13 protein-coding genes and 1 tRNA gene are annotated in these 13138 nt (G+C 66.3%); 11 read left to right on the forward strand and 3 right to left on the reverse strand.

Annotated elements, in window-relative coordinates; genetic code table 11:
• The first annotated feature begins 57 nt into the window (after nucleotides 1-57).
• Together accD and glmM are read left to right on the forward strand one after the other, a co-directional pair.
• Entirely contained in the window at nucleotides 58-933 is an 876-nt protein-coding gene (gene accD, locus ACM2ZB_RS00170; protein ID WP_108765770.1) for an acetyl-CoA carboxylase, carboxyltransferase subunit beta, read from the forward strand.
• Nucleotides 933-2297 carry a phosphoglucosamine mutase gene (gene glmM, locus ACM2ZB_RS00175; RefSeq protein ID WP_416056977.1) on the forward strand — a complete coding sequence of 455 codons (1365 nt, stop codon included), beginning with the start codon at nucleotides 933-935 and terminating at the stop codon, nucleotides 2295-2297. Before accD ends, glmM begins: the two co-directional genes overlap by 1 nt.
• 79 nt (nucleotides 2298-2376) lie before the next feature.
• Here glmM and ACM2ZB_RS00180 read toward each other — a convergent pair whose 3' ends face one another.
• Genes ACM2ZB_RS00180 through ACM2ZB_RS00190 form a run of 3 tightly spaced genes read right to left on the reverse strand, consistent with a single transcriptional unit; the run spans nucleotide 2377 to nucleotide 6275 of the window.
• Nucleotides 2377-3234 carry a polysaccharide deacetylase family protein gene (locus ACM2ZB_RS00180; protein WP_416056978.1) on the reverse strand — a complete coding sequence of 286 codons (858 nt, stop codon included), beginning with the start codon at nucleotides 3232-3234 and terminating at the stop codon, nucleotides 2377-2379.
• The gene (locus ACM2ZB_RS00185; RefSeq protein ID WP_416056979.1) at nucleotides 3227-4372 is read right to left on the reverse strand and encodes a glycosyltransferase family 4 protein; all 1146 of its coding nucleotides are present in this window, start codon (nucleotides 4370-4372) and stop codon (nucleotides 3227-3229) included. Before ACM2ZB_RS00185 ends, ACM2ZB_RS00180 begins: the two co-directional genes overlap by 8 nt.
• 19 nt (nucleotides 4373-4391) lie before the next feature.
• Complete coding sequence (locus ACM2ZB_RS00190) at nucleotides 4392-6275, reverse strand: DUF3413 domain-containing protein (protein WP_416056980.1); 1884 nt, start codon at nucleotides 6273-6275, stop codon at nucleotides 4392-4394.
• A gap of 214 nt (nucleotides 6276-6489) precedes the next feature.
• Between ACM2ZB_RS00190 and ACM2ZB_RS00195 the strand changes: the two genes are divergently transcribed.
• From ACM2ZB_RS00195 to nuoE, 9 genes are all read left to right on the forward strand, one after another.
• Complete coding sequence (locus ACM2ZB_RS00195) at nucleotides 6490-7425, forward strand: isopenicillin N synthase family dioxygenase (RefSeq protein ID WP_416056981.1); 936 nt, start codon at nucleotides 6490-6492, stop codon at nucleotides 7423-7425.
• Nucleotides 7426-8051: 626 nt separating this feature from the next.
• Nucleotides 8052-8813, forward strand: a complete 762-nt coding sequence (gene tpiA / locus ACM2ZB_RS00200; protein WP_416056982.1) for a triose-phosphate isomerase — start codon at nucleotides 8052-8054, stop codon at nucleotides 8811-8813.
• A gap of 26 nt (nucleotides 8814-8839) precedes the next feature.
• Nucleotides 8840-9277, forward strand: a complete 438-nt coding sequence (gene secG, locus ACM2ZB_RS00205) for a preprotein translocase subunit SecG (protein ID WP_416056983.1) — start codon at nucleotides 8840-8842, stop codon at nucleotides 9275-9277.
• A 51-nt stretch (nucleotides 9278-9328) separates the two neighbouring features.
• A tRNA-Leu gene (locus tag ACM2ZB_RS00210) sits at nucleotides 9329-9413 on the forward strand.
• A 110-nt stretch (nucleotides 9414-9523) separates the two neighbouring features.
• Complete coding sequence (locus tag ACM2ZB_RS00215) at nucleotides 9524-9880, forward strand: NADH-quinone oxidoreductase subunit A (protein WP_079222613.1); 357 nt, start codon at nucleotides 9524-9526, stop codon at nucleotides 9878-9880.
• Nucleotides 9871-10425, forward strand: a complete 555-nt coding sequence (locus ACM2ZB_RS00220; protein ID WP_079222612.1) for a NuoB/complex I 20 kDa subunit family protein — start codon at nucleotides 9871-9873, stop codon at nucleotides 10423-10425. The genes ACM2ZB_RS00215 and ACM2ZB_RS00220 overlap by 10 nt, the downstream gene beginning before the upstream one ends.
• Nucleotides 10426-10458: 33 nt before the next feature.
• Nucleotides 10459-11208 (forward strand): NADH-quinone oxidoreductase subunit C, encoded by a 750-nt coding sequence (locus ACM2ZB_RS00225; protein WP_313441075.1) that lies wholly within the window; start codon nucleotides 10459-10461, stop codon nucleotides 11206-11208.
• Nucleotides 11205-12512 (forward strand): NADH-quinone oxidoreductase subunit D, encoded by a 1308-nt coding sequence (locus tag ACM2ZB_RS00230; protein ID WP_416056984.1) that lies wholly within the window; start codon nucleotides 11205-11207, stop codon nucleotides 12510-12512. The genes ACM2ZB_RS00225 and ACM2ZB_RS00230 overlap by 4 nt, the downstream gene beginning before the upstream one ends.
• Before the next feature lie 97 nt (nucleotides 12513-12609).
• Entirely contained in the window at nucleotides 12610-13137 is a 528-nt protein-coding gene (gene nuoE, locus ACM2ZB_RS00235; RefSeq protein ID WP_079222609.1) for an NADH-quinone oxidoreductase subunit NuoE, read from the forward strand.
• Nucleotide 13138 lies beyond the last annotated feature (1 nt).

The raw sequence follows: 13138 nt of genomic DNA on the forward strand, positions 1-13138 counted from the left end.
GCTAGACTGTCCGCCTTTGCGGCCCCCGGGCCGCCCTGAACGGAAGTGTCCTCCCGCATGAGTTGGCTCAGCAAGTTGATGCCGTCCGGCATCCGCACCGACAACACCCCCAGCAAGAAGCGCAGCGTCCCCGAGGGCCTGTGGGAAAAGTGCAGCAGCTGCGGCAGCGCGCTGTACCGCCCCGAGCTGGAAGAGAACCTGGAGGTCTGCCCGAAGTGCGGTCACCATATGGCGATCCGCGCCCGTGCGCGCCTGGCGGCGCTGTTCGACGCCGACAGCACCACCGAGATCGCCGCCCGCCTGGGGCCGACCGATCTGCTCAAGTTCAAGGACCAGAAGAAGTACAGCGAGCGCATCAAGATCGCGCAGAAGAACACCGGCGAGTACGACGCGCTGATCGCCATGCGCGGCCTGCTCAAGGGCCGTCCGCTGGTGGCTTCGTCCTTCGACTTCGCCTTCATGGGCGGTTCGATGGGCTCGGTGGTGGGTGAGCGCTTTGCCCTGGCCGCTGAAACTGCCGTCGAAATCGGCGCCCCCTACGTGTGCTTCTCCGCCAGCGGCGGCGCGCGCATGCAGGAAGGCCTGTTCTCGCTGATGCAGATGGCCAAGACCTCGGCCGCGCTGGGCAAGCTGCGCGAAGCGGGCCTGCCCTACATCTCGGTGCTGACCCACCCGACCACCGGTGGCGTGTCGGCCTCGTTCGCGATGCTGGGCGACATCAACATCGCCGAACCGCAGGCGCTGATCGGCTTCGCCGGCCCGCGCGTGATCGAACAGACCGTGCGCGAGAAGCTGCCCGAAGGCTTCCAGCGTTCGGAATTCCTGCTCGAGCACGGTGCCATCGACCAGATCTGCGACCGCCGCGAAATGCGTGACCGCCTGTCCGACCTGCTGGCCATGCTCGGTCGCCAGCCGGCGCCGGAGGTGGCTTGATGGGAGGCCGCAAGTACTTCGGTACTGACGGCATCCGTGGCCGCGTCGGCCAGGGCCCGATCTCGGCCGATTTCGTGCTGCGCCTGGGCAATGCGCTCGGCCGCGTGCTGGTGGCCCAGCGCGGCCACGACGGGCGCCGCCCGATCGTGGTGATCGGCAAGGACACGCGCATTTCCGGCTACATGTTCGAAGCCGCACTGGAAGCCGGCCTGGTCGCCGCCGGTGCCGACGTGCAGCTGCTGGGGCCGATGCCGACCCCGGCAGTGGCCTTCCTCACCCGCACCCTGGGCGTGGATGCCGGCATCGTCATCAGTGCCTCGCACAACCCGCACTACGACAACGGCATCAAGTTCTTCTCCGCCCAGGGCGAGAAGCTCGACGATGCCACCGAACTGGCGCTGGAAGCCGCGCTGGACGTGCCGTTCACCACGGCCGAGTCGGAAAAGCTGGGCAAGGCCGCGCGTGCGCGCGAGGCCGTGGGCCGCTACATCGAGTTCTGCAAGGCCAGCGTGCCGCGTGCGTTCGACCTGCGCGGCGTACGCCTGGTGCTGGACTGCGCACATGGTGCGACCTACCAGATCGCGCCGCTGCTGTTCCGCGAACTGGGCGCCGAAGTGATCGGCATCGGTGCCGAACCCAATGGCGTCAACATCAACGACGGCGTCGGCTCGACCCATATCGACAATCTGGCCGCGAAGGTGCGCGAGACCCGTGCCGACCTCGGCATTGCCTTCGACGGTGATGGTGACCGCGTGCTGATGGCCGATGACCAGGGCAACCCGGTCGACGGTGACGATCTGGTCTACATCCTGGCCCGTGCATGGCAGGCCGAGGGTCGCCTGCGCGGCCCGGTGGTCGGTACGCTGATGAGCAACTTCGGCCTGGAAAAAGCCCTGGGCGAACTGCAGATTCCGTTCGTGCGCAGCAACGTGGGCGACCGTTATGTGCACCAGGCCCTGATCGAAGGTGGTGGTGTGCTCGGTGGCGAAGCGTCCGGCCACCTGCTGTGCCTGGACCGTGCCACCACCGGCGATGGCATCGTCAGCGCCCTGCAGGTGCTGGTGGCGCTGCGCCGCAGTGGCCAGACCCTGCGCCAGGCGCTGCAGCCGCTGGCCAAGGTGCCGCAGAAAACCGTCAACGTGCGCTTGGGCAATGTCTCGGCCAGGACCACGGTGCAGGCCGACAGCGTGCAGTCTGCGCTGGCTGAAGCCCAGCAGGCGGTGGTCGGCCGCGGCCGCGCGTTCCTGCGTCCGTCCGGCACCGAGCCGGTGGTGCGGGTCACGGTCGAGGCCGACGATGCCACGCTGATGCAGGACACCCTGGATCGCCTGTCGGCTGCGGTGAAGGCATCGGCTGCGGGCTGAGGCTTGCAGCCCGTACGAAAAAGAAAACGCCCCGGAAAACCGGGGCGTTTTCTTTTCATCTGCAGTGGCACGCGGCCGATCAGGGGCCCGGCACCATTTTTTTCTGTCGCGCCTTGAAGCTATTGAAGAACGGTGCGATCAGCGGGTTGTAGCTCTGCGCGATACGCTTGCGCAGCCAGCTGGCCGGGCGGTTGCGGATCGCGAACCGGTAGATCCGTTCCGGGTCGCCGCCAATCACGTTGCGGCCGAACGGATGGGTCGTGTGCAGGTAGCGGAAGCCGTGCTCGCGTGCCACCTCCACGTGATCCTGATCGAAATCGCCATAGGGCCAGCACAGGGTGTCGGACACTTCGCCCAGCTTGTCCTGCAGTACCTGCCGCGACACCGCCAGGTCCTGGCTGATGCCCGCGCGCCGCTGTGCGCGGTCCAGATCGTCGCGTCGCAGCCAGCGCGTATGGGTATGGGTGTGGCAATGCACCTCGAAAGTACCGGCGTCTATCGCCGCGCGTGCTTCGCTCCAGCGCATCATCACCGCGTCGCTGTGGTCCTGTTCGAAGATCGCCGCTTCGCAGCCACGGTGGTCCGGGGTCGGCGGCAGCGTTGCACCTGCGATGCCGGCGTGCGGGCGGACATCGCCTTCACCCATCCAGCCGGTCACCACGAACACCACCGCATGCATGCCGTACTTCTGCAGGATCGGGTGTGCGTACACCCAGTTGTCCAGGTAGCCATCGTCGAAGGTGATCACGATCGACTTGCGCGGCACCGGCTTGCCGGCCAGAAAGCCGGCGTACTGGTCCAGGGTCAGCGAGGTCCAGCCATCGCGGGCCAGCCAGGCGATCTGGCTTTCGAAGTTCTCCGGGGACACGGTGATCATGCCCGGCGAAGGGCTCACATGGTGGTGCATCAGCACCGGTACGGTTCTCGCGTCAGCCATGTCCCAGCTCCTTCAGCCACTGGTGGTAATAGTTTTCGGTGGTTTCGCCATGCCCGGCCGGACTGAAGGCGTGTGCGCTGCGCATCCAGTCCCAGCCCGCGCGGCCCATCAGCTGCCGGCGTTGCGGGTCCTCCACGAGCAGGCGCAGTGCGCCGGTCAGGGCTGCATTGTCGCCCAGCCGGGTGAGGATCGCATTGCTGCCTTCCACCACCATTTCCGGAACCCCGCCGACCCGCGTGGCCACGATCGGCACCGCGACATACGCTGCTTCCAGGAACACAGTCCCGGCCGCTTCCTTGTGCGAGGCCAAGGCGAAGATGTCGAAGCCGGTCATCAACCTGCAGGCGCCGTCGCGGTAACCCAGCAGATGCACCTGCTGCTGCAGGCCCAGTTCATCGCGCATGGCCTGCAGGCGCTGCATGACTGCGTGGCCGTCACCCACTACGACCAGATGCAGGCGCGGGTTGGCCTTGCACAGCGGTGCGATGGCGCGCAGCAGGTCGGCATGGCCCTTCGGTTCGCGCAGCACTGCCACGCAACCGACCACGATGTCCTCTTCGCCGAAGCCCAGATCCGCGCGAACCTCGGCGCGCACATCCTGCAGGCACTGCCACGGATCGTCCTTGCGCACGTCGGTCCAGCGCGGCGGCACCGCGATGGGGGGCACAATGCCGATGTTGTTGATGGGGACGCCACGTTCGGCCAGCAGCTGCTTGACGAAGCGGCTGACGGTCAGCACGCGGTGCGGCAGCCCGGTATAGGTCAGCAGCGAGTTGATCGGGCTCATCAGGTGGCGCGAGCGCACCACCAGCGGCGTTCCGCCCAGGCGGGCGCCCGCAGCTGCGATCAGCGCATCGCGCCGGCTGGTGGTATTGACCACGTCGTAGCGTTCGCGGCGCACCAGCCGCGACACCGACCAGATGCCGCGCAGCAGGCGGGCCATGCCGCCCATGCGCAGGGTATGCACGGTGAAACCATCATCGCGGGCCAGCGTGGCCAGCCGCGCGTCGGGCTGGCACAGCAGCGCGACCTCGTGGCCGCGGGCACGCATCACCTGCATGTGGCGGAAGATGTAGATCTCCTGGCCACCCATTCCCTTGGCGGCTTCGGTGTGGAGGATGCGCAGCGGGCGGTTCATCGTGAATCGGTCCTCGATATCAACGGTTGCGGAAGCGCGTGAGCGCATCCCATGCGGTGCGCAGGCTGGCCGGGTCCGGCGCCTGTTGCGGCAGTGGCAGGTAGTTCTGGTCCAGCGCGGTGGCATTGCCGAACTTGTCGAACACGTAGATGGCATCGCCGTGCCGCACCGCGCGCTGCGACCAGCTTTCCACCACCAGCGAGCGCAGGCCCTGCGGCACCGCCAACAGATCCTGGCCGGTGCTGAAATCGGCCAGCGCGTTCTCGCAGCCCAGGCCGTGGCGCATCAGCGTCGGTACCCAGTCCTCGTGCGAACTGGTACGTGCGTCGTGGCCGGCCGCCTGGCCCGGCCAGCGCAGCACGAACGGAACCTGCAGCTGGTAATTGGAGAAGTTGCCGTTGTGGCCCCAGTAGTTCAGCTTGAGGTCGTTGAATTCCTCCGCGTGGTCACCGGTGACCAGCACGATGGTGTTCTCGTCCAGCCCCTGCGCACGCAGCTGGTCGAGCAGCTGGCCGACCAGGCTGTCGGCGTAGTGCACGGCGGTGTGGTAGCGGTTCAATTCCGGCGTCGGGTCGTGGTCCGGGCCGAACTTCAGGAAGTCGATGTCGGCGGCCATGGGCGTGGCCACCGGCGGGTAGTCGGCCGGCATGTGGTACGGCGCGTGCGTCGAATCCAGGAACACGAAGCCGAACCACGGGCGCTGCCCGGCCTGGCTCTGTTCGATGTCCTTCTGCAGCGATGCGACGATGGCGCGGTCACGTCCGGCCGAATCCAGTTCCGCCGGCCCCTGGTGCAGCAGCCCGCGCACGTCGGCGAAGGCGGTGCGGTCGAATTCCGGGCTGTACAGCGGCGCACTGCCGTACAGGTGCAGGTCGTATCCCTGTTGCTGCAGCACCCGGAACAACTGCGATCCGCGCTGCTCGTCCAGCATGCTGGACCAGTAGCCCCCGGGCAGGCCGTACAGCAACCCGAACAGGCCGTAGCGGGTGGCATTGCCGGTGCTGAAGTGGTGGTCGAACACGCGCGCCGATCCGGCCAGTGCCGAGGTGTTGGGCATGTACTGCGGCGTCAGCGCGTCCTGGCGCAGTGATTCCAGCACCACCATCAGCACGTTCGGTCGCTGGTGGCTCTGGCAGCGCAGCGGATGCAGCGGGTACTGCAGCTGCGCATGGCGCGGATCGGGCAGGCCGGCCTGCTGCTGGCTGGTGACACCCAGCCGGCGCATGAAGCTCTTGGCGGTGATCGGCTGCGCCCAGGGCAGGTAGTTCCACTGGCTGATGACCGCGCGTTCACCCAGCGCGTCGTAGTAGGCGGTGGCGACCTGGCCCCCGCCCATCAGCAGGGCGACCACCGCCCAGGCCTGCAGCACGCGGCGGCGGCGGGGCCGTGCCGGCAGCAGCTTCCAGCAGGCCCAGGCCAGCAGCGCCTGCGCGGCGAAGATGGCCGCGACCAGCCCCGCGGCCTGCAGCCAGGTTTTCCACGACAGGCTGACCTGGTCGTGCAGGGCGCCGCCGAACACCATGTTGGCAACCATGGCGTTGAGGTGGAAGCGGTACAGGGCGAACACCTTGGCGTCGACCAGCAGCAGGCACAGCCACAGGCCCTGCAGCAGCACCGCCGACACGCTGAGTGCGCGCGCGCTGCGCGGCCACAGGCCGATGGCCAGCGGCAGCAGGCCGGCCATCGCCCCGAGCGCCAGCAGGTGGCCGGGCAGGGCGACAGCCAGGTAGGCCAGCCCCAGCCCGCCGCCGGGGTTGTCGCGCAGCGGCACGTTGCCCAGCGTGATCAGCAGGCCCAGCCCGGCATTGGCGGCAATGAACAGCGACCACCAGGCCAGGCGCCGCCAGCGGCGGGCAGGTCCGGAGAGCACGGCAGGGGCGGTTTCGGGCAGGGCGGCGGGCATGGTGCGGGGCAGGTGGACGGTGCGGGGCAGGTGGACGGTGCGGGAAGGGCCAGCACCGACGGGGCCTGGAAGAGGCACCTGCGCGCGCGGGTCGCGCATTGTATCGGTTTGTTTCAATGTATCGGTGGCGGACCGGGGGCGATCTGTCACAATGTTCAGGCTGGCCGGCAGACAGCTGCCGGCCCTTCGACCCAACGACAAGCCAGGAACCGCTGTGAGCCAGATCCCCACCCTCGACATCACCCGTTTCGACAGCGACCGCGACGCCTTCGTGGCCGAGCTGGGCGCGGCCTACCGCCAATGGGGATTCGCGGGCATCCGCAACCACGGCATCCCGCAGGCCGACATCGACGCGGCCTACGATGCCTTCAAGGCCTTCTTCGCCCTGCCGGACGAGGTCAAGCGCAAGTACCACGTCGCCGGCAGTGGTGGCGCCCGTGGCTACACCCCGTTCGGCGTGGAGACCGCCAAGGGCTCCAAGCACTTCGACCTGAAGGAGTTCTGGCACATCGGCCGCGAGATCGCCGATGACTCCAAGTACCGTGAGGTGATGGCGCCGAACCTGTGGCCGACCGAGGTCGAGGGTTTCCGTGAGCGGGGTTACGGCCTGTACCAGGCGCTGGACAACCTGGGTTCGCGCGTGCTGTCGGCCCTGGCCCTGCACATCGGCCTGCCGGAGGCCTTCTTCGCCGACAAGACCAACTTCGGCAATTCGATCCTGCGTCCGATCCATTACCCGCCGATCACCACCGACGACATCCCGAACGTGCGTGCCGGCGCCCATGGCGACATCAACTTCATCACCCTGCTGGTCGGCGCCAGCGCCGCGGGCCTGGAAGTGCAGTCGCATGAGGGCGAGTGGGTGCCGTTCACTTCGGACGCGGACACTATCGTGGTCAACATCGGCGACATGCTGCAGCGCCTGACCAACCACGTGTATCCGTCCACCATCCACCGTGTGGTCAACCCCCCGGGCGAGCTGGCCCGCCAGCCGCGTTACTCGGTGCCGTTCTTCCTGCACCCGAACCCGGATTTCCTGATCGACGTGCTGCCCTCGTGCATCACCCCGGAAAACCCGAGCCGGTACCCGGAGCCGATCACCGCCCACGGCTTCCTCGAGGAACGCCTGCGCGAGATCAAGCTGAAGTAATGAAGAAGCCGCCGAAAGGCGGCTTTTTCTTTGCAGGGCTGCGCCCTGCACCCGCTCAATGCAACGGCAACGCCAAGAGCCAGAGCGGGCATCCCGTGGGATGGCGGGGCGGTATGGGTGAGCAGGACACGCCGTAAACCCTTCCATGGGGGCTCGTAGGCGCCATCCATGGCGCCTGCGGTCCTGCCCACCCACACCGCCCCACCTTCGACAGTTGGCCGGTGGCCAGTAGATCCACGCCATGCGTGGATGGAATCTGTCAGATTGACGTGGGGTAGGGGTCAGATCCCTTTTCCTGCGGGGAGGGATCTGACCCCGGAACCGCTCGGGATGCCGCTTTTGCTTCTGCTCTTCTTTTTTCTTTCCGTGGCGGCCGGAACCGCCGGGATGTGTCAGAGGCCGGGCGGGTGGGCTGCGAAGGGGCGCAGGCGCCATGGGTCCGAGGTGCGCAGCCCACCCGCCCGCCCAGCCCCACCAACCCAACCGGGCCGTCCGCGACAACCCAACCGACCCGCCACGAGGGGCTGCGCCGTTCGCTGAAAACCCATGTAACCGCTTACAAGGAAACGGGTTTTTGCCGTAACGGGTATCATGGGCGGCTGACTTCATACAGGAGCCACCCGCTCATGCGCCGCAAGATCGTCGCCGGAAACTGGAAGCTGCACGGCAGCCGTCAATTCGCCACCGACCTGCTGGGTCAGGTGGCCGCGGGGCTGCCCCAGAGCGGGGTGGAGGTCGTCATCCTGCCGCCGCTGCCCTACCTGGGCGAGCTGGTCGAGGATTTCGGCGACTCCGGCCTGGTGTTCGGGGCCCAGGACGTCAGCAGCAATGAAAAGGGGGCCTACACCGGCGAGGTCTGCGCGGCCATGCTGCACGAGGTCGGTGCCCGCTACGGCCTGGTGGGCCACTCCGAGCGCCGCCAGTACCACAATGAAAGCAGTGAGCTGGTCGCCCGCAAGTTCGCCGCAGCCCTGCACGCCGGCCTGGTACCGGTGCTGTGCGTGGGCGAAACCCTGGAGCAGCGTGAGGCAGGGCAGACCGAAGCGGTCATCGCCAGCCAGCTGGCCCCGGTGCTGGACCTGGTCGGCGCCGAGGGCTTTGCCACTGCCGTGGTCGCCTACGAGCCGGTCTGGGCCATCGGTACCGGCAAGACCGCCAGCAAGGAACAGGCCCAGCAGGTACACGCCTTCATCCGTGGCGAAGTCGCGCGCATCGATGCTAGAATCGCTGATTCACTGCCCATTCTTTACGGCGGCAGCGTGAAGCCCGACAATGCCGGGGAACTGTTCGCGCAGCCGGATGTCGATGGTGGGCTGGTCGGCGGCGCCTCCCTGGTGGCCGCGGACTTCCTGGCCATCGCGCAGGCGGCGGCCGCGAACCAATCCTAGAAGTTTTGTCCGAGGGCGGATTCCCAATGCTGATGTTGATCCTCAATGTCGTCTACGTGCTTGTGGCCGTGGCCATGATCGCGCTCATCCTGATGCAGCGTGGTTCGGGTGCGGCGGCGGGCTCGGGCTTCGGTGCCGGCGCCTCGGGGACCGTGTTCGGCGCGCGCGGCGCGTCCAACTTCCTGTCCAAGTCGACCAAGTGGCTGGCTGTGGTGTTCTTCGGCATCAGCCTCTTCATGGCCTGGTATGCCGGCCATGGCAGCCGCCCGGCCTCGACCCAGGATCTGGGCCTGATGTCCGCCCCGGTGGCCAGCGCCCCGGCCGTTCCGGCGGGTGAACTGCCGGCCGTTCCGAAGGCCGATGCCGTCCCGGCAGCCCCGGTTCCGGCCGCGACTGTGCCGCCTAAGGCGGAATCTTCGGTTTCTGGTGAAGAAAAGCCGTCGGAAGGCTCCCAGAAAGACTGAAGCCGGTTACAATACGCGGCGCATCGGGAAGATAGTCTGATGTGATCGTTTGCCCAGGTGGCGGAATTGGTAGACGCACTACCTTGAGGTGGTAGCGACTTAGGTCGTAGGGGTTCGAGTCCCCTCTTGGGCACCATTTGTAAGTAAAGCGGGTTCTCCTGGCGCGCAATGCGCCAGCCGTTTCCCGTCCACTCCCCCATGCCAAAGCGCCTGCAGGCGCGGCGGCAGAGGCAAGAGAGAATCGCTGTGCTGGCCGAATATTTGCCGTCTCTGCTGTTTCTGATCGTCGCGACCGGTATCGGCATCACGCTGATGCTGATCGGTCGATTCCTCGGTCCCCGCCGCCCCGATCTGGAAAAGCTGTCGCCGTACGAGTGCGGCTTCGAGGCCTTCGAAGACGCGCGCATGAAGTTCGACGTGCGCTACTACCTGATCGCGATCCAGTTCATCGTCTTCGACCTGGAAATCATCTTCATCGTGCCGTGGACCCAGGTCTTCATGGAACTGGGCGCCCGTTCGCTCGTCACCATGGGCCTGTTCGTCGGCATGCTGTTCCTCGGTTTCATTTACGTCTGGAAGAAGGGAGCGCTGGAATGGGAGTGATTCAGACTCTCGATGGCCTCATGAACAATCCGGTCCCGGAAGGGCGGGTTGATGACATCCTGCGGCCGGAAGGCGACAACCCGCTGCTGGAAAAGGGCTTTGTCACCACCAGCGTCGACGCACTGCTGAACTGGGCGCGTACCGGCTCGATGTGGCCGATGACCTTCGGTCTGGCCTGCTGCGCGGTCGAGATGATGCACGCCGGCGCCGCGCGCCTGGACCTTGACCGCTACGGCGTGGTGTTCCGCCCGTCGCCGCGTCAGTCCGACGTGATGATCGTGGCCGGTACCCTGGTCAACAAGATGGCCCCGGCGCTGCGCAAGGTCTACGACCAGATGCCGGACCCGAAGTGGGTCATCTCGATGGGCAGCTGCGCCAACGGCGGCGGCTACTACCATTACTCCTATTCTGTGGTGCGCGGCTGTGATCGCGTGGTGCCGGTGGACGTCTACGTCCCGGGCTGCCCGCCGACCGCCGAGGCGCTGGTGTACGGGATCCTGCAGCTGCAGAAGAAGATCTGGCGTACACAGACCATCGCCCGCTGACCCTTCCACACTACAAGAGCGCGCCAAGCCCCCATGGCAGAGCAAGCATCCTTCATCGACCGACTGTCCGCACGTTTCGCTGGTGCGAAGGTCATCGTGGTCGAACCCCGCGGCGAAGTGACGCTGGAGGTGCCTGCCGCCGTGTGGCATGCCACCGCGCTGGCGCTGCGTGACGAGTTTGGTTTCGAGCAGGCCGTGGATCTCTGCGGCGTCGACTACCTCGGTTATGGCTCCGACGAATGGGACACCGCTGACGTGTCTTCGCAGGGCTTCAGCCGTGGCGTCGAAGGCAAGGCCCAGGGCCGTTTCGCGTGGGGCGAGTTCCCCACCGAGGAAAACGGTGCCGACGGCGCGAGCCCGCAGCACATGCCGACCCAGCGTTTCGCCGTGGTCGCCCAGCTGCGCTCCTACCAGCACAACCTGATGTTGCACCTGCGCTGCTTCGCCCCTGACGAAGCGCTGCCGGTGGTGTCCTCGCTGACCGGCATCTGGCCGGGCCTGAACTGGTTCGAGCGCGAAGCGTTCGACCTGTACGGCGTGATCTTCGAAGGTCACCCGGACCTGCGCCGGATCCTGACCGACTACGGTTTCGTCGGCCATCCGTTCCGCAAGGACTTCCCGCTGATCGGCAATGTCGAAGTCCGCTACGACGAAGAAAAGAAGCGCGTGATCTACGAACCGGTCACCTCGGTGGAGCCGCGTGTCGGCGTGCCGCGCGTGATCCGCGACGACGCCCGTCTGCAGACCGCAGAAGGTGAGCGCGCGCAGGAGGCAGTGAAGTGAGCCACGTACACCAGGCCGGCGAAGCCTTCGCCAGCAACGCCGCCGAAAGCCGGCAGGAAATCCGCAACTACACCATGAACTTCGGCCCGCAGCATCCGGCCGCCCATGGTGTGCTGCGCCTGATCCTGGAAATGGATGGCGAAACCATCATGCGCGCCGACCCGCACGTCGGCCTGCTGCACCGTGGTACCGAGAAGCTGGCCGAGTCCAAGCCGTTCAACCAGTCGATCGGCTACATGGATCGCCTGGATTACGTGTCGATGATGTGCAACGAGCACGCCTACGTGCGCGCGATCGAGACCCTGATGGGCATCGAGGCGCCGGAGCGTGCGCAGTACATCCGCACCATGTACGACGAAATCACCCGCATCCTGAATCACCTGATGTGGCTGGGTTCCAACGCGCTCGATCTGGGCGCGATGGCGGTCATGCTGTACGCCTTCCGCGAGCGCGAAGAGCTGATGGACTGCTACGAAGCGGTCTCCGGCGCGCGCATGCACGCGGCGTACTACCGTCCGGGCGGCGTCTACCGCGACCTGCCGGACCACATGCCGAAGTACAAGGAATCGCGCTGGCACAAGGGCAAGGCGCTGAAGCAGCTCAATGCTTCGCGTGAAGGCTCGCTGCTGGACTTTCTGGAAAACTTCACCAACGAATTCCCGGGTCGTGTCGACGAATACGAAACCCTGCTGACCGACAACCGTATCTGGAAGCAGCGTACGGTCGGCATCGGCGTGGTCAGCCCGGAACTGGCCCACCAGTGGGGCATGACCGGCGTGATGCTGCGCGGCTCGGGCATTGCCTGGGACCTGCGCAAGAAGCGTCCGTACGCCAAGTACGATGCCGTCGATTTCGACATCCCGCTGGGCAAGGAAGGCGACTGCTACGACCGTTACCTGGTCCGCGTTGCCGAAATGCGCGAATCCAACCGCATCATCAAGCAGTGCGTGGCGTGGCTGAAGGCCAACCCGGGCCCGGTGATGGTGAAGAACTTCAAGGTCGCTCCGCCCCGGCGCGAGGACATGAAGGACGACATGGAAGCGCTGATCCACCACTTCAAGCTGTTCAGCGAAGGCTATTGCGTCCCGGCCGGCGAAACCTACTCGGCGGTGGAAGCCCCGAAGGGCGAGTTCGGCTGCTACCTGGTCTCCGACGGCGCCAACAAGCCCTTCCGCGTGCACCTGCGCGCGCCGGGCTTCGCCCACCTGTCCTCGATCGATTCGATCGTGCGCGGCCACATGCTGGCTGACGTGGTGGCAATGATCGGCACCTACGATCTGGTGTTCGGCGAGGTTGACCGGTAATGACGTCTGCCAAGCCAACGCCCGCTGCAGGCAGCCGGCGCAAGCCGGCGCCGCAGTTTCTGCAATTTCACGTTATGCATTTCGCTGAGGTCGGCCGATGAAGGCGACAGGTAATTTCGAGACGGCGCGCGACGTCGACCCGATGGTGGTGTTGAGCGACAAGACCCGCGCTCACATCGATCACTGGCTGTCCAAGTTCCCGCCGGACCGCAAGCGCTCTGCCGTGCTGCAGGGCCTGCACGCGGCCCAGGAGCAGAACGAGGGCTGGCTGACCGACGAGCTGATCGCCGGCGTGGCCAAGTACCTGGACCTGCCGCCGGTGTGGGCCTACGAGGTCGCCAGCTTCTACTCGATGTTCGAGACCGAGAAGGTGGGCCGCAACAATGTGGCCATCTGCACCAACATCAGCTGCTGGCTCAATGGCGCCGAGGACATCGTGCGCCATTGCGAAAAGAAGCTGGGCATCAAGCACGGCCAGTCCACCCCGGACGGCCGCGTCTACCTCAAGCGCGAGGAAGAGTGTCTGGCAGGCTGCGGCGGTGCACCGATGATGGTCATCAACGGTCATTACCATGAGCGTCTGACCCTGGAAAAGGTCGACGAGCTGCTGGACGGGCTGGAGTAAG

This window comes from Stenotrophomonas maltophilia, from assembly GCF_047782825.1.
GTDB lineage: Bacteria > Pseudomonadota > Gammaproteobacteria > Xanthomonadales > Xanthomonadaceae > Stenotrophomonas.

Coding starts and splice junctions, on each gene's coding strand:
- accD (WP_108765770.1), top strand. CDS start 58: ATGAGTTGGCTCAGCAAGTTGATGCCGTCCGGCATCCGCACCGACAAC.
- glmM (WP_416056977.1), top strand. CDS start 933: ATGGGAGGCCGCAAGTACTTCGGTACTGACGGCATCCGTGGCCGCGTC.
- ACM2ZB_RS00180 (WP_416056978.1), bottom strand. CDS start 3,234: ATGGCTGACGCGAGAACCGTACCGGTGCTGATGCACCACCATGTGAGC.
- ACM2ZB_RS00185 (WP_416056979.1), bottom strand. CDS start 4,372: ATGAACCGCCCGCTGCGCATCCTCCACACCGAAGCCGCCAAGGGAATG.
- ACM2ZB_RS00190 (WP_416056980.1), bottom strand. CDS start 6,275: ATGCCCGCCGCCCTGCCCGAAACCGCCCCTGCCGTGCTCTCCGGACCT.
- tpiA (WP_416056982.1), top strand. CDS start 8,052: ATGCGCCGCAAGATCGTCGCCGGAAACTGGAAGCTGCACGGCAGCCGT.
- secG (WP_416056983.1), top strand. CDS start 8,840: ATGCTGATGTTGATCCTCAATGTCGTCTACGTGCTTGTGGCCGTGGCC.
- ACM2ZB_RS00220 (WP_079222612.1), top strand. CDS start 9,871: ATGGGAGTGATTCAGACTCTCGATGGCCTCATGAACAATCCGGTCCCG.
- ACM2ZB_RS00225 (WP_313441075.1), top strand. CDS start 10,459: ATGGCAGAGCAAGCATCCTTCATCGACCGACTGTCCGCACGTTTCGCT.
- nuoE (WP_079222609.1), top strand. CDS start 12,610: ATGAAGGCGACAGGTAATTTCGAGACGGCGCGCGACGTCGACCCGATG.